This is a genomic window from Bacillus nakamurai (assembly GCF_001584325.1).
GTDB lineage: Bacteria > Bacillota > Bacilli > Bacillales > Bacillaceae > Bacillus > Bacillus nakamurai.
The window spans coordinates 116,323-138,106 of the sequence record NZ_LSAZ01000004.1 but is presented as its reverse complement, the minus strand read 5'-3'; the positions used below and the strand labels follow the sequence as shown (position 1 = coordinate 138,106).

At 45.2% G+C, this 21,784-nt stretch carries 21 protein-coding genes; 14 read left to right on the top strand and 7 right to left on the bottom strand.

Annotation, left to right across the window (positions count from 1 at the left end; genetic code table 11):
* The first annotated feature begins 176 nt into the window (after positions 1-176).
* The 4 genes from AXI59_RS19105 (at position 177) to AXI59_RS19660 (ending at position 1,686) form a co-directional block, all read left to right on the top strand.
* A complete protein-coding gene (locus tag AXI59_RS19105; protein ID WP_064485270.1) occupies positions 177-353 on the top strand; it encodes a YezD family protein in 177 nt (58 codons plus the stop codon).
* A gap of 33 nt (positions 354-386) precedes the next feature.
* Positions 387-695 (top strand): FMN riboswitch-binding regulator RibR, encoded by a 309-nt coding sequence (ribR, locus tag AXI59_RS02930; protein WP_061527337.1) that lies wholly within the window; start codon positions 387-389, stop codon positions 693-695.
* Positions 696-786: 91 nt separating this feature from the next.
* Positions 787-1,431, top strand: a complete 645-nt coding sequence (locus AXI59_RS02925; protein WP_061520255.1) for a Bax inhibitor-1/YccA family protein — start codon at positions 787-789, stop codon at positions 1,429-1,431.
* Between the two features lie 111 nt (positions 1,432-1,542).
* Positions 1,543-1,686 (top strand): hypothetical protein, encoded by a 144-nt coding sequence (locus AXI59_RS19660; protein ID WP_156476215.1) that lies wholly within the window; start codon positions 1,543-1,545, stop codon positions 1,684-1,686.
* Positions 1,687-1,748: 62 nt separating this feature from the next.
* On the opposite strand, the gene AXI59_RS02920 is transcribed toward AXI59_RS19660, so the two are convergent.
* The gene (locus AXI59_RS02920; protein WP_061520257.1) at positions 1,749-2,819 is read right to left on the bottom strand and encodes a DUF3900 domain-containing protein; all 1,071 of its coding nucleotides are present in this window, start codon (positions 2,817-2,819) and stop codon (positions 1,749-1,751) included.
* A 162-nt stretch (positions 2,820-2,981) separates the two neighbouring features.
* Here AXI59_RS02920 and AXI59_RS02915 point away from each other — a divergent pair, with 162 nt between their 5' ends.
* From AXI59_RS02915 to AXI59_RS02885, 7 genes are all read left to right on the top strand, one after another.
* Positions 2,982-6,167: a bifunctional cytochrome P450/NADPH--P450 reductase gene (locus AXI59_RS02915; protein ID WP_061527336.1), complete on the top strand. Its 3,186-nt coding sequence runs from the start codon at positions 2,982-2,984 to the stop codon at positions 6,165-6,167.
* A 427-nt stretch (positions 6,168-6,594) separates the two neighbouring features.
* Entirely contained in the window at positions 6,595-8,523 is a 1,929-nt protein-coding gene (ltaS, locus tag AXI59_RS02910) for a lipoteichoic acid synthase (protein ID WP_061527335.1), read from the top strand.
* A gap of 218 nt (positions 8,524-8,741) precedes the next feature.
* On the top strand, positions 8,742-9,506 hold the full coding sequence (locus AXI59_RS02905; RefSeq protein WP_061527334.1) for a glucose-1-phosphate cytidylyltransferase: 765 nt from the start codon (positions 8,742-8,744) through the stop codon (positions 9,504-9,506).
* 6 nt (positions 9,507-9,512) lie between these two features.
* Positions 9,513-10,481, top strand: a complete 969-nt coding sequence (locus AXI59_RS02900; protein ID WP_061520272.1) for a GDP-mannose 4,6-dehydratase — start codon at positions 9,513-9,515, stop codon at positions 10,479-10,481.
* A 24-nt stretch (positions 10,482-10,505) separates the two neighbouring features.
* Positions 10,506-11,417: a putative nucleotide-diphospho-sugar transferase gene (locus tag AXI59_RS02895; RefSeq protein WP_061527333.1), complete on the top strand. Its 912-nt coding sequence runs from the start codon at positions 10,506-10,508 to the stop codon at positions 11,415-11,417.
* 28 nt (positions 11,418-11,445) lie between these two features.
* Positions 11,446-12,606: a glycosyltransferase family 2 protein gene (locus AXI59_RS02890; RefSeq protein ID WP_061527332.1), complete on the top strand. Its 1,161-nt coding sequence runs from the start codon at positions 11,446-11,448 to the stop codon at positions 12,604-12,606.
* Between the two features lie 15 nt (positions 12,607-12,621).
* Positions 12,622-13,560 (top strand): hypothetical protein, encoded by a 939-nt coding sequence (locus tag AXI59_RS02885; RefSeq protein WP_061527348.1) that lies wholly within the window; start codon positions 12,622-12,624, stop codon positions 13,558-13,560.
* 32 nt (positions 13,561-13,592) lie between these two features.
* Here AXI59_RS02885 and AXI59_RS02880 read toward each other — a convergent pair whose 3' ends face one another.
* The gene (locus AXI59_RS02880; protein ID WP_061520276.1) at positions 13,593-14,822 is read right to left on the bottom strand and encodes an MFS transporter; all 1,230 of its coding nucleotides are present in this window, start codon (positions 14,820-14,822) and stop codon (positions 13,593-13,595) included.
* Between the two features lie 67 nt (positions 14,823-14,889).
* Complete coding sequence (locus AXI59_RS02875) at positions 14,890-15,312, bottom strand: amino acid permease (RefSeq protein WP_061527331.1); 423 nt, start codon at positions 15,310-15,312, stop codon at positions 14,890-14,892.
* Positions 15,313-15,559: 247 nt separating this feature from the next.
* Between AXI59_RS02875 and yfmT the strand changes: the two genes are divergently transcribed.
* Together yfmT and AXI59_RS02865 are read left to right on the top strand one after the other, a co-directional pair.
* Positions 15,560-17,017, top strand: a complete 1,458-nt coding sequence (gene yfmT / locus AXI59_RS02870) for a benzaldehyde dehydrogenase (protein WP_061527330.1) — start codon at positions 15,560-15,562, stop codon at positions 17,015-17,017.
* Between the two features lie 15 nt (positions 17,018-17,032).
* On the top strand, positions 17,033-17,887 hold the full coding sequence (locus AXI59_RS02865) for a methyl-accepting chemotaxis protein (protein ID WP_061527329.1): 855 nt from the start codon (positions 17,033-17,035) through the stop codon (positions 17,885-17,887).
* Positions 17,888-18,081: 194 nt separating this feature from the next.
* On the opposite strand, the gene AXI59_RS02860 is transcribed toward AXI59_RS02865, so the two are convergent.
* Genes AXI59_RS02860 through AXI59_RS02850 form a run of 3 tightly spaced genes read right to left on the bottom strand, consistent with a single transcriptional unit; the run spans position 18,082 to position 19,720 of the window.
* Complete coding sequence (locus AXI59_RS02860) at positions 18,082-18,699, bottom strand: FMN-binding negative transcriptional regulator (RefSeq protein WP_061527328.1); 618 nt, start codon at positions 18,697-18,699, stop codon at positions 18,082-18,084.
* A 23-nt stretch (positions 18,700-18,722) separates the two neighbouring features.
* A complete protein-coding gene (gene paiA / locus AXI59_RS02855) occupies positions 18,723-19,241 on the bottom strand; it encodes a spermidine/spermine N(1)-acetyltransferase (RefSeq protein WP_061527347.1) in 519 nt (172 codons plus the stop codon).
* 26 nt (positions 19,242-19,267) lie between these two features.
* Positions 19,268-19,720: a MarR family winged helix-turn-helix transcriptional regulator gene (locus tag AXI59_RS02850; protein ID WP_061527327.1), complete on the bottom strand. Its 453-nt coding sequence runs from the start codon at positions 19,718-19,720 to the stop codon at positions 19,268-19,270.
* Positions 19,721-19,830: 110 nt separating this feature from the next.
* On the opposite strand from AXI59_RS02850, the gene AXI59_RS02845 reads away from it, so the two are divergent.
* Entirely contained in the window at positions 19,831-20,475 is a 645-nt protein-coding gene (locus AXI59_RS02845) for a YczE/YyaS/YitT family protein (RefSeq protein WP_061527326.1), read from the top strand.
* Between the two features lie 218 nt (positions 20,476-20,693).
* Here the strand turns inward: AXI59_RS02845 and AXI59_RS02840 are convergent, their stop codons facing one another.
* Positions 20,694-21,761 (bottom strand): glycosyltransferase, encoded by a 1,068-nt coding sequence (locus tag AXI59_RS02840; protein WP_061527325.1) that lies wholly within the window; start codon positions 21,759-21,761, stop codon positions 20,694-20,696.
* Positions 21,762-21,784 lie beyond the last annotated feature (23 nt).

The following is a 21,784-nucleotide window of genomic DNA, read 5'->3' as shown; positions in this document are numbered from 1 at the left end:
TAGGAATGAAGGGCATATCATCCCTCGTTATGGATGATATGCCTTTTTTGTATGACAAAAACATTCAGAAAATTGTTGGAACGATGTTGATTTCTCGGTTGGAAAGTAATATCATTATTCTTATGAGAATAGTATGAATTAAAAATCCTAATGATGATCAGCAAAGGGGGAGCATGATGATATCCAAAGCAAACGTTGATCCGCATGTGATTGAAAAAATTATCAGTGCGCTGGAAACCATTGATTTTGGAACAGTTCAGATTACGGTTCATAATTCCCAAGTTACACAAATTGATAAAGTGGAAAAATATCGTTTTTCTTTGCAAAGCAAGGAGGCAAAACAGAAATCGTAAACGGAAGAAACCAGTGACGGGAGGCGGCCCATATTGAAACATTTACGAGCAGACAATTCTTTCCCTCAAAGCAAATATCTGCACCTGCCTGAAGTACGCTTTCTGCATTGGTGCATGAAGCAGTACGGAATCAATAAAGGGGTGCTGAATACGATTGACGGCTGGTTTTATGACGCGGGCATCATTCCCGTTGCCATAAGGCGGATTTATGTGCTGGCGTTTCTCGATTTTGTGAAAACGCCCGGCTCGGAGAAGAAGATCAGGTTCGGACACGGCGGACTGGCGAAAAAGCTGCATGATTTTATGAACGTGCAGGAGTGCGCAGCAAAACAGCAGGCCTGAACATCCTTAAAATCTTCTTAAAATCATACAAATTTCTCCCATTTTATTTATAATAGACCTATAACGATCATTTTTTGGGAGGACATTTGACATGCAAGCTACTGCTTATGAGAGTAAACAATCTATTATGCAGCGCATTATAACGGTTTTTGTATTTACGCTGCTTATTGCGACAATCGGCCTCTATATCGGCCAATTCGTCCCGCCGGCTTTGATGCTGCCGCTGTCTGTTGCGGAAGTGGTTATGATCATCGCCGCGTTTTGGCTGCGCAGAAAGAAAGCCGTCGGATATGCGTTTGTCTTTACATTCGCTTTCATTTCCGGAATGACGCTGTTTCCGATTATCAGCCATTACGCCTCCGCAGCAGGTGCCTATGTCGTATTGGAAGCGTTCGGTTCCTCATTTGTGATTTTTGCGGTGCTCGGCACGATCGGCGCTAAGACGAAAAAGGATTTGTCGTTTTTATGGTCCTTTTTGCTTGTCGCGGTCATCGCACTTATTGCGGTGGGAATCTTTAATATCTTCAGCCCGCTGAATTCCGCCGCCATGATGGCGTATTCCGTGATCGGAACGATTGTATTTTCATTGTACATCTTGTACGATTTGAACCAGATCAAACACCGGAACATCACGGCGGATATGATTCCCTTGATGGCATTGACACTCTACATCGACTTTATCAACCTATTTATTAACCTGCTTCGGTTTTTCGGGATTTTGAATAGTGATGATTAATCTTAAAAGGCGCCCTTGGTTAAGGGGGGCCTTTTACTGTCTGCCGTCAGAAAACAGCTTCAGCTTGTCAAGCAGCCCTTCCAGTATTTTTGTGAAGGCTGATTTTTCTGCATGAGTGAAACTCTCCGTGACACCGGTGATTTTGCTGACAGACGGGCGGAGCGGGTTTTAAAGGGGCAGGATCTATTATCTGAAATCATCCGCCGCGAGATAAGGGGAGAGCTGGGTGTGCAGGAGATCATCGGTGAGTGCTGAGGTTTGCTGAAAGATCCTTATGAGGAAAAAACAAAGTCCAGAACATGGTGTCTGGACTTTTGTCATTCTTGTTCGGTTTTATTCCGTATCCGCTCAATCACTTCATGCAGCCCCTCCGGCTTGTGAAACTCCACCGGTGAACTGCCCTTTTCAAACGAAATCGTTTCTGCTTCAATCAGCGCGACGTAACGCCCGTTTACTTTTGCGAGATGTATCGAATCGCCGAAATCGGCAAGCAATCCTTTAATCTCCGTTTCTCCGACTTTCATTTTCAGCTCTGCTTCCGGTGAGTGCTCGATGATTTGCGCAGAGGCTTCAATGACTTGATGGGTGTCGAGGCGTTCCTGAATTTCCCGCTTTTCGCTCGCTTCCCAAATTTCAATGTCGTGCTCAAACTGCTGGAGCTCTTCGCTGTTTTCTTCAAATGTTTCGTACACGTGCTCCTGCACCATGTTCATGACTTGGTTTTTCATAATTTCCGGCATAGATTCGCCGTATTCGACAAATTTGAGAAAGTCCTCAAAATAACGGGCGTGGGAGGATTGGTGAATTTTCAGCTCGTGCTCCTCGACCATTCCTTCTTCCGGCATGTAAGGGTATTGGATGCTTTTCATGTTTTTCGTCGTGATGGCCATCTCGACCTTTTTGATAAGAGATGCTGTGTCTGAGATGCGGGCGACTTTCGGCTCAAAATCACATTTCATCATAAAGACAAATTTGTCCTCAAAGTATTTGCGAGGCACGGCTGATGCCACGATGAAAACGCCGCCGCGCACCGCGCTCGTGTCAAGGTAGGTGCGGACGAACTGCTCGCTTACCTCAATAAATGCTTCCTTTGTATCCGCAAGCCGGGCGCGGTTGAAGAGGTTATAATTCGGATTTGAATCAAGCTCATGGCCGGGCTCCACGAGAAAATGGCCGATTTTTGTCGGAACCTGCTCGGATTGAGGATGCCGGTCGGCTTTTCGTTTAACGATTTTTTTCAATTCGCCGTCGAGAAAATCCTTCAGCTCGCTTTCTTCAAATTCTTCCGTATCAAGTGTCTGAAAATGTTTGAACTGCTTGTTTGCCTGTTCGTCTTTTCCTTCGACTTGAATGACATAAAAAGATAAAAACTTGATTTCAAAATCCATATGTGAACTCACCTTGTTAGCGTATTTGACAACCTCTCAAGTATAGAAAAAACCGCGATCATCCGTCAATTGGCGGAATCATCCACAGGGGCGGATAATCGCAGGCTTTAAAGGGCACTGTAGTGTAAAGGAAGGCATAAAACTTCAGAAAGGGTGTTTTTGATGAAGGAAACAAGTCCGATTCCGCAGCCGAAAACGTTCGGGCCGCTCGGAAATCTTCCTTTACTTGATAAAGACAGGCCGACTCTGTCACTTATCAAACTGGCGGAAGAGCAGGGTCCCATTTTTCAGCTGCATACGCCGGCCGGCACCATCATCGTTGTTTCCGGCCATGAATTAGTGGCCGAGGTCTGTGATGAATCCCGCTTTGATAAAAGTATAGAAGGCGCTTTGGAAAAAGTCCGTGCTTTTGCAGGAGACGGATTATTTACAAGCTGGACGCATGAGCCTAACTGGAGAAAAGCGCACAATATTCTTATGCCCACCTTTAGTCAGCGTGCGATGAAAGAGTATCATTCCATGATGACTGATATTGCGGTTCAGCTGATTCAAAAATGGGCCCGGCTTAACCCTGATGAGGTTGTGGATGTGCCAGCGGATATGACCCGGCTGACATTAGACACGATCGGTTTGTGCGGATTTAATTATCGATTTAACAGTTATTACAGAGAGACGCCTCACCCGTTTATCAACAGTATGGTGCGCGCGCTTGATGAAGCGATGCATCAAATGCAGCGCCTTGATTTTCAAGATAAGCTCATGATCAGGACGAAGCGCCAATTTCATCATGATATTCAAAACATGTTTTCATTGGTCGACAGCATTATTGCGGAGCGTAAGTCTAACGGCCATCAGGATGAAAAAGACCTGCTTGCCCGTATGCTGAATGTGGAGGACCCGGAAACAGGGGAGAAACTTGATGATGAGAATATCCGGTATCAAATCATCACGTTTTTAATCGCAGGTCATGAAACAACGAGCGGCCTGCTTTCCTTTGCAATCTACTTTTTAATAAAAAACCCCGATACCTTGAAAAAAGCCTATGAAGAGGTAGATCGGGTATTAACAGACCCTGTTCCTTCCTATAAACAAGTATTGGAGCTTGCATATATCCGAATGATTTTGAATGAGGCATTGCGCTTATGGCCGACGGCTCCGGCGTTCAGCCTTTATCCAAAGGAAGACACGGTGATCGGGGGGAAATATCCGATCTCGACAAAAGACAGAATATCCGTTTTAATCCCTCAGCTTCACCGTGACAAAGACGCATGGGGAGACAATGCAGAAGAGTTTTATCCGGACCGGTTTGAACATCTGGATCAAGTGCCGCATCACGCCTACAAACCGTTCGGAAACGGCCAGCGGGCATGTATCGGCATGCAATTCGCCCTTCATGAGGCAACGCTCGTGCTGGGCATGATTCTTCAGCAATTTACATTCATTGATCATACAGATTATGAATTGGATATCAAACAAACATTAACACTCAAGCCGGGTGATTTTAACATTCGAGTGCAGCCTCGAAACAGGGAAGCCGTCCATCCGGCCGTCCTGTCTGCTGAAAAAGAAACGCCGGATGTCCAGCGGGAGAAAAAAGAAAAGAAAGCCGCATCGATTATCGGGCTCAATAATCGTCCTTTGCTGATTCTTTACGGCTCTGATACAGGAACCGCAGAAGGCGTCGCGAGGGAACTTGCCGATACTGCCAGTATGCACGGCGTCCGGACTGAAACAGCTCCGCTTAACGATCGGATTGAGCAACTGCCGAAAGAAGGAGCGCTGTTGATCATCACATCCTCTTATAACGGAAAGCCCCCAACCAATGCGGGACAATTCGTTCAATGGCTGGAAGAAATCCAGCCAGGTGAATTGGCGGGTGTTCAATATGCTGTGTTTGGCTGCGGAGATCATAATTGGGCCGCCACATACCAAGATGTGCCGAGATTGATTGATGAAAAGCTTGCCCAAAAAGGAGCAGAGCGGTTTTCCCCCCGCGGCGAGGGTGATGTAAGCGGTGATTTTGAAGGCCAGCTTGACGAGTGGAAACGGAGCATGTGGGAAGACGCGATAAAAACGTTCGGACTCAAGCTTAATGAAAATGCTGAAAAGGAACGAAGTACACTGAGCCTTCAGTTTGTCAGCGGGCTGGGCGGCTCTCCTTTAGCCCGGTCGTACGAAGCGGTTTATGCAGCTGTGGCGGAAAACCGTGAGCTTCAGGCGGCCAATAGCGGGCGAAGCACCCGGCATATTGAAATCACTTTGCCGAAAGAGGCTGCTTATCAAGAGGGGGATCACCTTGGGGTGCTGCCTGTTAACAGCCGGGAACAAATCAGCAGGATTCTCCGAAGATTCGGCTTAAATGGGAATGACCAAGTGCTCCTGACGGCAAGCGGGCAGAGTGCAGCCCATCTTCCGCTGGATCGGCCGGTCAGTTTACACGATCTTTTAAGCTATAGCATCGAGATTCAGGAAGCGGCGACAAGGGCTCAAATCCGGGAATTGGCTGCCTATACGGTTTGTCCTCCGCATAAACGTGAATTGGAAGATCTTCTGGAGGAGGGCGTTTATCAGGAACAAATATTGAAATCACGCATTTCAATGCTCGATCTTCTTGAAAAATATGAAGCGTGTGAGCTTCCGTTTGAACGTTTCCTGGAGCTGCTTCGCCCGCTGAAACCGCGGTATTACTCGATCTCAAGCTCCCCCAGGGAAAATCCAGAACAAGCTTCAATTACAGTCGGCGTCGTTCGCGGCCCTGCCTGGAGCGGCCTGGGAGAATATCGCGGAGTCGCTTCGAATTACTTGGCGGACCGTAAGGCGGGGGATGATATTATCATGTTTGTCCGTACGCCGGAAACCCGCTTCCAGCTTCCGGAAGATCCTGCAACACCGATCATTATGGTCGGCCCGGGGACCGGTGTCGCCCCATTCCGCGGTTTCTTGCAGGCACGCGCGGCATTGAAGCGGGAAGGAAAGACGCTGGGTGAGGCTCATTTGTATTTCGGATGCAGAAACGATAACGATTTTATTTACCGGGACGAGCTTGAGGCATATGAAAAAGAAGGAATTGTAACGCTCCATACGGCTTTCTCCCGCAAAGAGGGCATTCCCAAAACGTATGTACAGCACTTAATGGCGGAGAATGCCGAGGAATTAATTTCAATCCTTGACCGGGGAGGGCACCTTTACGTATGCGGCGACGGCAGCAAAATGGCGCCTGATGTAGAGGCGACGCTGCAAAAAGCGTATCAGACAGTTCATGGGACAGAAGAGCAGGCTGCGAAAGAGTGGCTCCGAGACCTCCAAACAAAAGGCATCTATGCGAAAGATGTTTGGGCTGGAATTTAAAAAGCATTCAAATGAGGACTGGAACATCCAGTCTTTTTTGCATCAATCAGAAAAGTATTCATATTTTTACATCCCCGTGCATACAATAACTTCAGCCTGCCAATAGGCGGCCGTCTGCTATATTCATTTTTCGTTTTTTAGCAGTTTGTGTTATTCTTATATTCGGTATCTATTCTTTTTCCAGACGGGGTCTGACTCAGGTATCCTTTTTATGAGAGAAAAAAATGTGAAACGAAGAGCGGATATCCTGCGTCTAATGGCTGGCGGGATAGATGTTCAAAGGGCATGACACGAATGATAAATATATCGTTTTTTTTAAATGGTGTGTTTATGGGGCTGTGTGATGCTTTCATTTTGCACGGAAAGCAGGAATTGAAGCAAAAAGTAAGAATACAGATTTAAAGTGTTTAGGAAAGTAGAGGTTGCCATGAAGAAATTATTTTCTTACAGACTTAGTTTTTTTGTACTGGCTATTATTTTGTTTTGGGCCAAAACGTATTTAGCCTATCATGCTGAATTCAACCTTGGGGTAAAGGGTCCGACACAGCAGTTTCTGCTTGTGATTAACCCGTTCTCAAGCGCCATTTTCTTTTTAGGACTGGCATTGTTTGCGAAAGGCCGCAAATCAGCGATTATCATGGTGGTCATTGATTTCATCATGACGTTTATTTTGTATGCAAACATTCTATTCTATCGTTTCTTCGACGATTTCTTGACATTCCCGAACCTGAAGCAATCAGGCAATGTCGGAAATATGGGAGACGGCATTTTCAGCATTATGTCCGGCCATGATATTTTATACTTTGTTGACGTCATTATCTTAATCGCACTCTTGGTGTGGAGACGTGAACTGAAAGAATTTAAACTGAAAAAACGGTATGCATCATTAATCATCGTTACGGGAATTATTTTGTTCTTCATTAACTTATCGATTGCCGAAGAAGACCGTCCGGAACTGTTAACAAGAACATTTGACCGGAACTACATTGTGAAGTATTTAGGCCTGTATAATTACACGATTTATGACGGCGTGCAGACGGCGCAGACGGAAACGCAGCGGGCATATGCCAGCAGTGATGACCTGACGAGCGTTGAGAACTACACATCGTCGCATTACGCGAAACCGAACGCCGAGTATTTCGGTAAGGCCAAAGGCAAAAATATTATTAAGATTCACTTAGAAAGCTTCCAGTCGTTCCTGATCAACTACAAGCTGAACGGGAAAGAAGTCACGCCGTTTTTGAATAAACTCGCCCGCGGCGGAGATGACATGACGTACTTTGATAACTTTTTCCACCAAACAGGCCAAGGGAAAACATCTGATGCCGAGCTGATGATGGATAACAGTCTGTTCGGTCTGCCTGAAGGGTCAGCCTTCGTGACAAAAGGAGAAAATACGTATCAATCACTGCCTGCCATCCTGGACCAAAGTGAAGGGTATACAAGCGCGGTCATGCACGGTGATTACAAATCCTTCTGGAACCGTGACCAGATTTACAAACATATCGGCTACGATAAATTCTTTGACGCCAGCACATACGATATGTCTGAAGACAACCTTGTGAATATGGGACTTAAGGATAAACCATTCTTTAAAGAATCTATTCCTAAGCTTCAATCGCTGAAACAGCCGTTCTATGCGCACTTAATTACGCTGACGAACCATTATCCGTTTACGCTTGATCAAAAAGACGCAACGATCGCAAAAGCGACGACAGGAGACGCGACGGTTGATGACTATTTCCAAACCGCCCGTTATCTTGACGAAGCGCTTGAAGAATTCTTTAAAGAATTAAAAGCATCGGGTTTATATGATAACTCAGTGATTATGATTTACGGAGACCACTATGGAATCTCTGAAAACCATAACCGCGCGATGAAACAAATTCTCGGCAAAGAGATTACGCCTTATCAAAACGCTCAAAACCAGCGCGTGCCGTTTATGATTCACATTCCGGGCAAAAAAGGCGGAGTGAACCATACGTACGGCGGTGAAATGGACGTTATGCCTACCGTCCTTCATCTTGAAGGCATTGACTCTAAGAAATATATTAATTTCGGTACGGACCTCTTCTCGAAAGATCATGATGATACGGTCACATTCCGAAACGGGGACTACGTTACACCGAAATACACATCTATCTCTAACGTCGTTTACGATACGAAGACAGGGAAAGAATTAAAAGGCAACCAAGAAACGAAGAACCTGAAAGCAAGAGTTACAGAGCAGTTGAAACTGTCAGACAGCGTCATGTACAAAGACTTGCTCAGATTCCACAAAATGAGTGACTTTACGCCGGTTGATCCGTCCAAATATCATTACGGCAAAGAAAAGCTCAATAAAGACAATAAATAAGCAGACAGAGCCTTATGGGACATATTCCCGTAAGGCTCTTTTTTTGTGTATCTTGATCATTCTGAAAAAAGAGGCAGCTTTTGATCACAAAGGGTGCCAATTTCTCATATCTTACAGTAGATTTTGAAACCGGTGATAGAGAATCGGACAAATTATCGGGTGGGTTTCTCTGGCATGAGCGGTTTCGATTTCAATATTCATAGAGAAGAGGGGTAGAGATGAAAGCAGTCATTCTCTGCGGCGGAAAAGGAACGAGAATGAGCGAAATCACCAACGAACGTCCTAAACCGCTCGCCTTGATAGGCGGAAAACCGATTCTATGGCATATCATGAAACTCTATCAATACTATGGCGTAAACGAATTTATCCTGCTTCTTGGCTTCAAAGGAGAGCTCATCAAGGAATACTTCTTAAACTATGATTGGAAAAACCACAGTATGACGCTTGACAGCTCTACCGGCGAAGTACGGATATTGGGAAAGTCTGAGCCGTGGAAAATCACCTTTTTAGATACGGGTGAACATACACAGACGGCGGGGCGGCTGTTGCAGGCGAAGGAAGTCATCGGCGATGAAACCTTTCTGATGACATATGGAGACGGACTGGCGAACATCAACGTGTTTCATTTAATCAGCTATCATCAATCAAAAGGGGCTGCCGTCACAGTCACCGGAATTGAAAAAAACTCACAATTCGGAACGATGACAGTCGAAGACGGGATGGCGATGAGCTTTTCTGAAAAAACCTCAAGCGACGGCATCATCAATGGCGGATTCTTCGTACTGAGCCCGAAAGTATTCGATTATTTGCCTCTGGACCGGGATGTCATGTTTGAAGAAGAACCGCTGAAGAAGCTGGCGAAGGACGGGGAACTGGCGGTATACAGGCATTACGGGTTCTGGACGGCGATCGATACGTATAAAAATCTGTTGGAAGTCAACAAAGTGTGGGATCAAGGACAACATGTATGGAAGGTATGGTGATCAACTTTGAGTTTCTGGAAAAATAAAAATGTATTTGTGACGGGGTGTACAGGTCTGTTAGGAAGCTATCTGGTAAAGGAACTGATTGACCAAGGAGCCAATGTCACCGGGCTTGTCCGTGACGCGGTGCCGAAGTCGAATCTTTATCAGGGAGAGCAAGTGAAGCAAATGAACATCGTGCACGGCGCTCTTGAAGATTTGGATGTGATTGAACGGGCGCTTGGGGAGTACGAGATTGACACCGTTTTTCACCTTGCAGCCCAGGCAATCGTCGGTGTCGCGAACCGGAATCCGATCTCCACCTTTGAAGCCAACATACTCGGCACATGGAACATCCTCGAAGCGTGCCGCAAGCATCCGCTCATCAAGCGGGTCATCGTTGCTTCCAGCGATAAGGCGTACGGCGATCAGCCGAATCTGCCGTACGATGAAAACATGCCGCTTCAAGGAAAGCATCCGTATGACGTATCAAAAAGCTGTGCCGATCTGTTAAGCCACACATATTTTAATACGTACGGCCTTCCGGTCTGCATCACGCGCTGCGGCAATCTGTACGGCGGCGGTGATTTGAACTTTAACCGGATTATCCCGCAGACGATCCGGCTCGTGCTGAACGGTGAAGCACCTGAAATTCGCAGCGACGGCACGTTTATCCGTGATTATTTTTACATCGAGGATGCGGTGCAGGCATACCTCCTGCTCGCTGAAAAAATGGAGGAGCTTGATCTGGCGGGAGAAGCGTTCAACTTCAGCAATGAAATTCAGCTGACGGTGCTGGAGCTGGTGGAAAAAATCCTAAAGGCCATGGGCAGTGATCTGAAGCCGAAGGTGCTCAACCAAGGAAGCCACGAAATCAAGCTTCAATATTTATCAGCGGAAAAAGCGAGGAAGCTTTTGAACTGGACGCCTGCGCACACCATTGATGAAGGGCTTGAAAAAACGATCGATTGGTATAAAGCATTTTTTCAAAAGTAACTGACACAGAGGTGAGAAAAAGACGTGACAAGCGCATATTGCACTGTTTTATCAAAAGGAAGGCTGTATCAGGCCATCGCTTTATTCGGCTCATTGAAAGAGGTTCAGGCGGATGCCTCCGTTTTTACGTTATGTATGGACGATGACACCTATCAAGTGCTTAAAGCGATGCAGCTGGAGAATGTCACCTTGGTTCCGATAGCTGCGCTGGAAAACGAGGAGCTCCTTGAACTGAAAAAAACGAGAGATCAAAGCGAATACTGCTGGACGGTGAAGCCGGTATTTCTCGAAGCCGTACTGGACAGACATCCCGGCCTAGAGCGTGTCACGTATATTGACGCCGATTTGTTTTTCTTCGCCGATCCGAGACCGATTTTTGAAAATCAGCCGGATTGTTCGGTGCTCCTGTCACGCGGCGATATCGTCATCCCATCGTTTGAAAAACAGGAAATTGACATGCTCCAGCGTCTTTTAGGCCGGTATAATTCCGGTTTTCTCAGCTTCAAAACCGATCAAGCCGGGACCGATTGTCTCAAGTGGTGGAAACAGCGCTGCCTTGAGGAATGCAAAAACGCTCCGGGAGAAGGGAAATTCGGGGATCAAGGCTACTTGGATTATATGTCTGATCTGTTTCCGAATGTATGTGACATCACGACGCCCGGTGTGAATATCGGCCATTGGAATTACGGAAAACACACATTTTCATGGAAGGACGGGCGTCTTGTGCTGGAAGACGGACATCCGCTGATTTTTTATCATTTCAGCGGCTATCGGATCGTCAGCACCGATGACATCCGGCTGATTCATGAGACGACCAGAACAGATCTGCCTTTTGTCCATCAGCTCTATCAGGACATTCTGCCGCATGTGATTGAGACGGTCAGCGCCGTTCGTCCTGATTTCAACGGGTTTGCATCTGAGGATGATAACAAATAAATGATCTTATACAGGAAGTGAACGAATAGTGAAGGCAAGCGTCATTGTACCCGCATATAATTCAAGGGAGAGGCTTTATAACAGTCTTTTGTCTCTAAATGAACAGGAGTGTACAGAGCCGTTTGAAGTCATTGTGGCTGACAACGGCTCAGAAGACGGTACCTTATCCATGCTTGAATCGTTCAGCGCGAATTTTCCGCTGAGCTTTGTCAGAATTAAAGAAAACAGAGGCATCGCATACGGGCGCAATCAGGCGGTCCGCAATGCCAGAGGCGACATTTTAATCTTCCATGACAGTGACATGCTGGCCGAAAAGGATTTGGTGGCAAAGCATATCAAGGCGCACGAAAATCAAGACGGCCTTGTCGTGTGCGGTATGTTCTGGAAACGGATTTACAGCTTTTATTATGACCGCTTTGAAAAAGAGCATAAAGAAAAACTCGCTGAGCTGTATGAGGAGCTGCCCGGCGATAAAGAGTCTCTTCTTGATGAAAGCGAGATTAAAGACGGCAGCTTTAGCGAAAAGTGCTTTGATTTAGATACCGATTTTATTAAAGTGCTCAAAAGCATTTTAGAAAAATACGGAGATGATTTGAAGGGCTATCATCTGCCGTGGCGTTTTTTCATCACGAATAATTCGTCTGTCAAAAGAAAGCATGTGGCAGACCTCGGCCTGTTTGATGAAGGCATCGTCAGGTACGGCTTTGAGGATTATGACCTTGGCATCAGGCTGCACCAGGCTGGGCTGTCCTTTCAACTGCGGCGCGATATCATGAGCGTCCATCAGGAGCATCCGAGCAATTGTGCGTCTGTTGATGACATTCGGACGAATATCGCCTACATGTGCGACAAATACAACAACATTCACTCGCTTGGCGTGCACCTCGCGTTTAACGGCCCGTTTGACGCGGACTTAACGAACAGCATCATGGCAGACATTGAAGAGCTGCTTGAATATGAGAAATATGAAAGCCTGCTGCACCTGTTTCTCGAGCTGCTGCATGTGGTCAAAGACCGCAACCTTGACCCTGACTGGCGGACGAAGGCCCCGCGTGTCACGAAAAAAAGCTTCGACTTGCAGCAGGCGCAAAAGCTTCTTTCGAAAGCGGAAAAAAAATTGGGCGTCACGCATTTTGCAAGGGCGCTCAAAGCGCTGATTGCTGATTTACTGCATGTGGATCTTAAATAAATTGGATGTGGTATGGTGAGTAAATATCATTTTTTAACCATTGTTTCGAGGACACATATCTTTAAATTGATGCCGATGATTCATTCTCTCCATGAGCATTGCCGCGATTTTCATCTGTATGTGCTGTGCGTCGATCTGAAAGCATATGAGCTGCTTCAGCAGGTGCCGTGGGAGCATGTGACGTTTGTGCAGCTCCATGAAATGGAGGATCCGGAGCTGCTTGAGGCAAAAAGCAGCCGGACGTTTCATGAATATTGCTGGACGCTCAAACCGGCGTTTTTGTTCCATGTTATGACCGAGTATGACGAAGCTGAATATTTTGCCCATATGGATACCGATCTCTTTTTCTTTTCTGACTTGGAAAGCTTGTTTATGGAAAAGCCGGATGCGTCGCTGTTTCTGACAGACCACCGCAATTCTGAACGGTTTATGCCTTATTACAAGCGGACGGGTCAGTACAACACCGGTTTTGTCGGCGCGCAGAATACAGAAGAAGCGTACAGGGCGGTGTGGCAGTGGAGGCAGGATTGCATCGCCTATTGTACAGTGGAGATGAATGAAGAAAAAAAGACATACGGTGATCAAAGATATGTTGAAAAGTGGCCGGCACAGTTTGAACACGTCCATGTCGTGAATTCAATCGGCGCCAATACGGCGCTGTGGAATATTGAACAATATGAGGTCAGCCTGCGTGACGGGGCTGTTTATGTAGATGACACTCCGCTGATTTTTTATCATTTTTCCGGCTTTACACTCGTTACGGAGAACGAATTTAACCTATGCTGGTACTATCACATTGATGACCAGGCAGCTGTTGACATCATTTATATACCGTATATCGCCAATCTGAAAAAATGGATAGATGAAATCCAGCAGGCGTTTCCTGATTTCAGGGATGGTTTTATTCCGAAGTATGCTGTGCCTGACACTCATTTTTATACGTTTGAAACATAAATCCCCCCTGCCAAAAGGACAGGGGGATTCTTTTATGAATGCCATTCTTTTAACGTCTTGTCACTCGGAAGCATAAAAGCGAGAAGCCCTAAAAGGGGCAAAAAGGCGACGGCGGTCATTGTCGGCGTCAATCCGGCCGTGTCAATGAGGGCGCCGAGAGCGACAGCGCCGATCGCGCCCATTCCGAAGGCGAGCCCGACCGTCAGTCCTGACATCGTACCGATTTTACCCGGAACAAGCTCCTGCGCATATACAACCGTCACAGAAAAACTGGACATCAGGACGACACCGATCAGAGCCAGCACCACATAGGCGATAACAGGGCCCGCGAACGGGAGAAAAATCGCTAGCGGCGCCGATGACATCAATGAGCAGATGATCACGTTCCGCTTTCCGAAGCGATCTGCAAGCGGGCCGCCGAGAAATGTTCCCACAGCACCGAAAAATAAAAAGACGAAAATGTAGCTTTGCGCCTGCTGGATGCTTACATGATAAGCGTTCATCGCGTAAAACGTATAAAAATTGCCGATGGCGCTGATATACCAAGAGCGCGCGAAAATTAAGAAAATGATCAAAATAAGTGCAGCGATAATCGGTCTTGTAATCACCGTTTGCCGAGCGGCGGCAGGCGTTTTTTTACTCGAAGCGCGCAGGTGAAGAAGCCGTTCTCTGTACCATTTGGCGATATAAATCAAAAACAGCACAGCGATTGCAGCAACAAGCGTAAACCAGACAGAGCCGAATTGACCGAGCGGGACGAGAATCAGCGCGGTAATTAACGGCGCCATCGCCTGGCCGGTATTTCCGCCGACTTGATAAATCGATTGGGCTAAACCCCGTTTGGCGCCGGCGGCCATATAAGCGACGCGTGAGCCTTCAGGGTGAAAGACCGCGGAGCCCAAGCCGATAAAGAAAACACAGCATAAAATCGTCAGAAAAGACGGGGCAAACGCGAGGCCTAATACGCCGAGCATGCTTGAGGTGAGGCCGAGCGGCAAAGCATAGGGCATCGGGCGTTTATCCGTGTACCAGCCAATGACGGGCTGCATGACGGAAGACACCATATTTAATGTAAAGGCGATAATCCCGAGCTGCGTGAATGTAAGGCTCATCGACCGTTCCAAAATAGGAAACATCGCAGGAATCACCGCTTGCAGCGAATCATTAAGCAAATGGCAGATCCCGATGATGAATAAGATGGAATACACAGTCGTTTCGGGACGTTGAACAGGCTTTTCTTTCAGTGGGGCGGCAATTGCCAAAGTGATTCTCCTCCTTCATCTATGTAAGCGAAGCATACACCATATTATTCATAAGGTGAAGGAATTATCAAGAGCCTCTTTTTAATAAACTGTGTTTTTTCGAATAGATCATATAGATGACCATGCCGGCGGCGAGCGCAATAACATATTCAAGCATTAAGTCCCAGCCGATCAAAAACGCGAGAAATTCTCCAAGCGTCACATACGAATACGTATACACGCTGCCCGAGATCGGTATGGATGAAGAAAATTCCGCGTAACAAAAAGCTGCAAGCGCGCAGGCAATCCCCGCGAGAACAAACGACAGAATAAGAGCGGGGCCGGCGCCTGTGGCGGCAACGGTTCCCGTAATCACAAAGATCCCCGTGCCGACGACACAGCCGATTCCGAGTAAGACTAAGTCAAAAGCGCTTAACGAGCGGGACAGGCTGGTCTGTTTGCTCTGGGCCTTTAGATCTGCCAGCGGCTTTTTTCGAAAAAGTGAAGACATATTGTTCCACCTGGAAAATTCATAATATTCTAATCATTATATACATTGACGTTTGTATTATATTGTCGAAATTTTGTACAGTCAATTAAAGAATTTTCCACTTTAAAAGGAAGAAGCGAAAAAGCGTCAGTGCATGTCAGGATTCGTATTTTTATTCTGAAATAGTTCAATTTTCTCACGTTAAAACCGATACAAAAAATGACTCATCAACAATTTTTTCAAGTTTCGATTGAAGGGAGATGTTTATATGTTTCAATATGAAGAACTAAATAAGCAGTTTATCGGCGGCAAATGGGGGGAAGGCAGCAGCCGGAACGTATTGGAAAACAGAAATCCTTATACTCAAAAAGTGATAACTTCATTCCGAAAAGCGACGCCTGATGATGTAGATGCAGCGTATCGCGCTGCGGCTCTTGCGAAAAAAGAATGGGACAAAGTGAATCCCTTCAAAAAGCGCTCCATCTTGGAAAAGGCCGTATCTTTCATCGAAGAGCATGAAGAAGCCATCATTTACTTGATCATGGAGGAGCTTGGCGGAACAAGGCTGAAGGCTGAGTTTGAAATCGGACTTGTCAAAAATATGATAAAAGAAGCGGCTTCCTTTCCTGTTCGGATGGAAGGGAAAATTCTGCCGTCGACGATTGACGGCAAAGAAAACAGGCTGTACCGAATTCCGGCCGGCGTCGTCGGGGTGATCAGCCCGTTTAATTTCCCGTTTTTCCTCTCGATGAAATCCGTCGCGCCGGCGCTCGGAGCGGGTAACGGTGTCGTTTTAAAGCCTCATGAGGAAACACCGATCTGCGGCGGCACGCTCATTGCGAAAATTTTTGAAGCGGCCGGCGTCCCGGACGGACTGCTGAACGTCATCGTTACAGATATCGCGGAGATCGGCGACAGTTTTGTCGAGCATCCGGTGCCTCGCATCATCTCATTTACAGGCTCAACGGGTGTGGGCAGCTATATCGGGCAGCTTGCGGTCAAGCACTTTAAAAAACCGCTCTTGGAGCTTGGCGGAAACAGCGCGCTGATCGTACTTGAGGATGCGGATATTGAATATGCGGTCAATGCGGCGGTGTTCAGCCGGTTTACGCATCAGGGACAAATTTGCATGTCAGCAAACCGTGTGCTGGTTCATACATCTTTGTATGACAAATTTACAGAGCTTTATGAAGCGAAAGTATCTTCTCTGAAGGTCGGAGATCCGATGGACCCTGATACGGTTATCGGGCCTTTAATCAACACGAGACAGACGGAGGGCTTAAAACGGTCTGTAGAAAGAGCCATTGAAGAGGGAGCCGTTCCCGTTCTTCTCGGCGAATTTACCGGAACGGTCGCTGAGCCTGTAATCTTAAAAGATGTGAAACCGGACATGAGCATCGCGAAGGAAGAATTATTCGGTCCGGTCGTTTGCATTATGCCGTTTGATACAGAAGACGAAGCGGCAGACATCGCAAATGCTACGCCGTTCGGTTTAAGCGGAGCGGTGCATACGGCAAATATTGAGCGAGGCGTTGAATTTGCGAAACGGATCGAAACAGGCATGATTCATGTCAATGATACAACCATTAATGATGAACCGAATGTGGCGTTCGGCGGTGAAAAACAATCAGGCCTCGGCAGGCTGAACGGCGAGTGGAGCCTTGAGGAATTTACAACATTGAAATGGATTTCGGTTCAGCACGAAAAACGGCAGTTTCCATATTAAAAAGGAGTGAAAGAGATGAGTATACAGACGGAGCAAGACACACATGGGCTGCTCGGCGCTTTTATCAAAGTGGCGCCTTATTTAAACAGCCTGATCCAGGATGATATCACGATCGGCATTTATGATACAGAAAAATTAATCGTGAATATTCCGGCTAAGACATTTTCCCTGAATGTAAAGCCGGGTGACCCGCTGCAAAAAGGGGACATCATTACAGACGCCATCCGCACGAATCAGAAAAAAACAAGCATGGTTCCAAAAGAGCTGTTCGGATTTCCGCTCATTGCCCGAGCGATTCCGCTTCATGATGAAAACGGGAGAGTCATCGGGGGTGTCGGTCTCGGTACAAGCCTTGAAAAGTCGGCAAAGCTGCATGATGTGGCTGAAAGCCTGTCTGCCGTCGTTGAGCAGACGGCTTCTGCCGTCGCAGATATTTCTGAATCCATCAACGGTTTTTCAGCACAGATGTCAGGCATTTCTACTCAAGCGAAACAGGTCAGTGAGAGCGCCGGAGAGATCGCCGACATTTCCGTTACCGTCAAAGGCATATCAGATCAAAGCAATCTGCTGGGCTTAAACGCGGCCATTGAAGCGGCCAGAGCCGGGGAGTCAGGGAAGGGCTTTTCCGTCGTAGCGGACGAAATCCGCAAGCTTGCCACTCATTCAAAGGACAATGTCGGTCAGATTGACCAAATTACGAAAAAAATACACAGCCTGCTTAAAGGGCTTGAGGATTCCATTGAATCCATCAACCAGAACACAGAAGGCCAAGCGGCGGCGGTTGAACAAATTTCAGCGACAATGCAGGAAATTTCGGGAAGTGCCCAGCATTTGGCAAAAATGGCCGAAAACGTACTGGGAGAATCATAAAAAATCGGGGAGCTTCTTGTTAAAAATATCGATAGATAAAGCCTGTATCGCCGATTACTAAGTAATCAGTGATATAGGCTTTTTTTGAAATTCATTTAAGTGCGTTCCACAATCTGAAGAGAAACTGCCGATAGGGCAGCTCCGTTCCGTTGATTAATTCTATATCTGAGGGTTTAATAAAAGTAGGCTTATATTTATTTTTTTAATCTCTTTTCCATCAGTTCTGCCATTTGTTTCGAATTTGGGTTTCCTTCATTTTGTAATTTATCAATGATGTTCATATAATCCGTTTCATTTCGGTTCTGACTTAATTTATATGCAGCCTGAATTTCTTCCGCCTTCATCTTAAACCCAACAATACCTTTCAGTTGGCTTTGTAAGAGCTGAGGAGATAGTTTGTCCCATAAAACGGGATTTTCTCGATGCTTTTCATATTTCTCCATCATTATTGTTAATTCTTCTATTAATTCATCTTTCTCTAAAATGCTTGCTTTACCATATACATGGATGGCTTGGTAATTCCATGTCGGAACTTCTTCATGCCCATACCAAGAGGAAGAAATGTAAGCGTGCGGCCCTTGAAACATAACAAGCACATCTTCACAGGTTTCAAATGTTCTCCACTGGGGATTTCCATAAGCCATATGCCCGGAAATATAGAAATCAGCACCTTTTTTATTTAACCCTAAAGGCAAATGAGTGGCAATTGGTTTCCTTTGTTCTGTTGTGACGATCGTGCCAAAAGAGTTCTCTTGAACAAGATCCCAAATTTCATCAACATTTGTGACCTTAAAGTATTTTGGAATATACATCATCATCCGCCTTTCAAAAAAGGTTATATGAGTGTTTTGGTCATGATAAAGTCAATTTGTTCTTCATCCCCCATATAAAAAGAATGGGTTCCAGATTGTACAAATCCCATCTTCTTATAAAAAGCAATAGCATTTTCGTTTTTTTCCCATACGCCTAGCCAGATTTTCTTTTTATTACGTTCCAGCGCAATTTCCATAGCTTTATTAAACAGACATTTACCAAGCCCATGTTTTTGAAATTTGTTCTTTATATAAATCCTCTCGATTTCAAGTGATTCATCACCCATTTCTTCAGACTGAGCATCATTGGTATTAACCTTTAAATATCCAGCGACTTCATTATGAAAATAAACAAAAAAGAATTGCGAAGACATATTGGATAATTCCTTTTCCAGCTGTTCAGAGTTAAATGCGCTTTCCAAATAGGCTTTCATATTGCCGGGTGAATTCTGATCTTTAAATGTGTCGTTGAATGTTTGAATACTTATTTCTTGGAGTATTTTTAAATCTTCGCGGCTGCACTTTTTTATTTTTATACTCATGTTCATATATAACTCCTTTTATAAAATTAATAATCTCTCTTGTTTCCCTTTTTTACATATTCCCAGTCAATTTCTATATTTTTTCTCATTCTTTGGAGAAGATGAAAAATGGTTTCCGCTTCTTTTTCGGAAAACCCCGCTAATGCGACACGATTCGAATGATCATTTTCTTTTTTTATAAAAGGATAAACATGTTTCCCTTTCTCTGTTGGAAAGAGTTTTTTAATTTTTTTGTTATGTTTATCTTCTTTCTTTTCAATAAATCCGTTAATTTCAAGTTTTTTTATGGCACGAGCTGCTGTTGTTCGATCAACTTTTACCATCTCAGCTAACTTTTCCTGAATGATTCCCGGGTTTTCACATATTCGGACAAGGTACAAATACTGCCCTTTTGTGAGATCATATTCTTTAAATTCTATATTGCTTATAGAATCTAAAGCCCTGGCAATCATCCCAATTTCACGAAGAATTTCCTTCATAATGACCTCCTAAGCATATAGTTTTTATTGCAAATGCAACAAAAATGGAATATATTGAATATAACCTAATTTTGTTGTATTTGCAATAAAAATATAAAGAGGTGAGTAAAGTGAAATATGTTTTTTATGTTTTAGGAATTTTAATATTAACCCTTGGTATTTCTTTCACGATCCAATCAGAACTTGGAACTTCACCTTTTGATGCAGTTGTGGTAGGACTGTCCCAAAATGCGGGACTTACTGTGGGAAGTTGGGAAATCATAATAGCTTTCATATTGATCTGTTGTAATTCATTTTTAAAAAGGCAAAGACCAGAAGTTTTGGGGATGTTAACAGCATTTATAACGGGGATTGGTATTGATATGTGGCTTTTTCTATTGCACAATTTCATAACACCTGAACTGTGGTGCAGCAAAGCTGTTTGTTTTGGAGCCGGTTTAGTTGTTATCGGATTAGGAACGGCAACATATTTACACACAAATTTTGCGCCGATTCCAGTTGACCGATTAACATTAATCATCCAAGAGTTAACTAGAACAAATATATTTTTTTCGAGAACATTCATTTACCTCGTATTCTTGATAATGGCAATGATTTTTAATGGACCAATAGGGGTTGGAACTTTATTAACCGTTTGTTTAGGGGAGCTAATTCTTAATTGCTTTATGCCGTTTACTGGAAAAGTATTAGACCGCTTATTGACACGCTCTGGTGCATCACCAAATGATGATAAAGATAAAAAGCATTCAATATAGAATGTTTTATGTTCTTCGTCTGTTGTTTCATCTTCAATTGGCTTTATATGTACGTTCTTATCGTATCAGGGGATGCTTCTCGTTGAAATTTAAGATAAAAAGATAGTAGGGATATTCAATCCTTACTATATGCGTTTCATCCATCATGCCGAAGGGTACACATACGAATACATAATGGAGAAAGGAGCTGTCTCCGAATGCGGGGACAGCTCCTTTTATTATCCGCCCAGCACGCCTTGGTTATAAAGCACACTCGGATGCGACGGATTGTAGGAAGCCGCTTTGTCATTATGATACTTCGCTTTTTCTCTGTCGCCGAGCTGCCAATGGCAGACGCATAGCTGTAAATGAGGATACCAGGTGGAGAACTCGACCTGAGTGAAGCTTGTATCGTTGCTTTTGGCTGAAAGAGCGAGCTCATACCAAAATGCGCCTTGCGGATATTGCTGTTTCTCCGTAAAGTAGTCGCCGAGCCTGCAGCAAAACTCCGGCCGAGGGCAATCAATCAGAAACGCTTTTAATAGAGACGTAAGGGCCGCTTCTTCATGCCCGACCGCCTTGTAGCAATCGGATAAGTATTGGCACGTTCTGATTTCATCTTCAATCCAGCACTGCTTTGTTGAGAGGAAATGGTGGTAATACGTAATAGCGCGCTGATATTGGCCGTGGTCTTTTAATTCATTCGCAAAATAAAATAAATCGCGCGGCGTCATCGTTTCGCTGTTTTCCGCCATTTTTTCATAAATGTTTAAATTGCGGTCTGAGGGCGGCGAGTGCTTTTTGTCAGATTTCCGGTGTGTGACGGCGATATCGGTTTCCATGATGTTCCCGTATACCTCAAGATACTCATGTACCGCTCCGATCCAGCGAAAACCGATGTCCCGCTTGACCAATCGGTTCCGGCGATACTTAAAATTGACCTCTCCCCGTGCATCAAAGCCGACATGGTAATACATCGACACCGCATCAACGTCTTTAGAAAGTGACGCTTTCAGCTCAATCAGCTTTCTGCGGTCTTCTTCTAAGAAGATGTCGTCAGCGTCCAGCCAGAGGATATATTCCATTTCTGCCTTTGAAAAAGCAAAATTGCGGGCTGCCGCAAAATGGTCGATCCACTCAAAGTCGTAAATCTTATCCGTATATCGGGATGCGATCTCCTTTGTCTGATCAAGCGATCCAGTATCGACAATCACGATTTCGTCTGCAATATCTTTGACAGAATCAAGGCAGCCTGCCAGCACTTCTTCTTCGTTTTTCACAATTACGCACAAACTGATGCTGATCATGTCATCACCTCTTCCCCTCCAGT

Excerpts from the sequence above, each read along its gene's own strand:
- AXI59_RS02915 (WP_061527336.1), top strand. The coding sequence starts at position 2,982 with ATGAAGGAAACAAGTCCGATTCCGCAGCCGAAAACGTTCGGGCCGCTC.
- ltaS (WP_061527335.1), top strand. The coding sequence starts at position 6,595 with ATGAAGAAATTATTTTCTTACAGACTTAGTTTTTTTGTACTGGCTATT.
- AXI59_RS19660 (WP_156476215.1), top strand. The coding sequence starts at position 1,543 with ATGAGTGAAACTCTCCGTGACACCGGTGATTTTGCTGACAGACGGGCG.
- AXI59_RS02865 (WP_061527329.1), top strand. The coding sequence starts at position 17,033 with ATGAGTATACAGACGGAGCAAGACACACATGGGCTGCTCGGCGCTTTT.
- AXI59_RS02860 (WP_061527328.1), bottom strand. The coding sequence starts at position 18,699 with ATGTATATTCCAAAATACTTTAAGGTCACAAATGTTGATGAAATTTGG.
- AXI59_RS19105 (WP_064485270.1), top strand. The coding sequence starts at position 177 with ATGATATCCAAAGCAAACGTTGATCCGCATGTGATTGAAAAAATTATC.
- AXI59_RS02905 (WP_061527334.1), top strand. The coding sequence starts at position 8,742 with ATGAAAGCAGTCATTCTCTGCGGCGGAAAAGGAACGAGAATGAGCGAA.
- AXI59_RS02850 (WP_061527327.1), bottom strand. The coding sequence starts at position 19,720 with ATGAAGGAAATTCTTCGTGAAATTGGGATGATTGCCAGGGCTTTAGAT.
- AXI59_RS02920 (WP_061520257.1), bottom strand. The coding sequence starts at position 2,819 with ATGGATTTTGAAATCAAGTTTTTATCTTTTTATGTCATTCAAGTCGAA.
- paiA (WP_061527347.1), bottom strand. The coding sequence starts at position 19,241 with ATGAGTATAAAAATAAAAAAGTGCAGCCGCGAAGATTTAAAAATACTC.
- AXI59_RS02925 (WP_061520255.1), top strand. The coding sequence starts at position 787 with ATGCAAGCTACTGCTTATGAGAGTAAACAATCTATTATGCAGCGCATT.
- AXI59_RS02840 (WP_061527325.1), bottom strand. The coding sequence starts at position 21,761 with ATGATCAGCATCAGTTTGTGCGTAATTGTGAAAAACGAAGAAGAAGTG.
- yfmT (WP_061527330.1), top strand. The coding sequence starts at position 15,560 with ATGTTTCAATATGAAGAACTAAATAAGCAGTTTATCGGCGGCAAATGG.
- AXI59_RS02875 (WP_061527331.1), bottom strand. The coding sequence starts at position 15,312 with ATGTCTTCACTTTTTCGAAAAAAGCCGCTGGCAGATCTAAAGGCCCAG.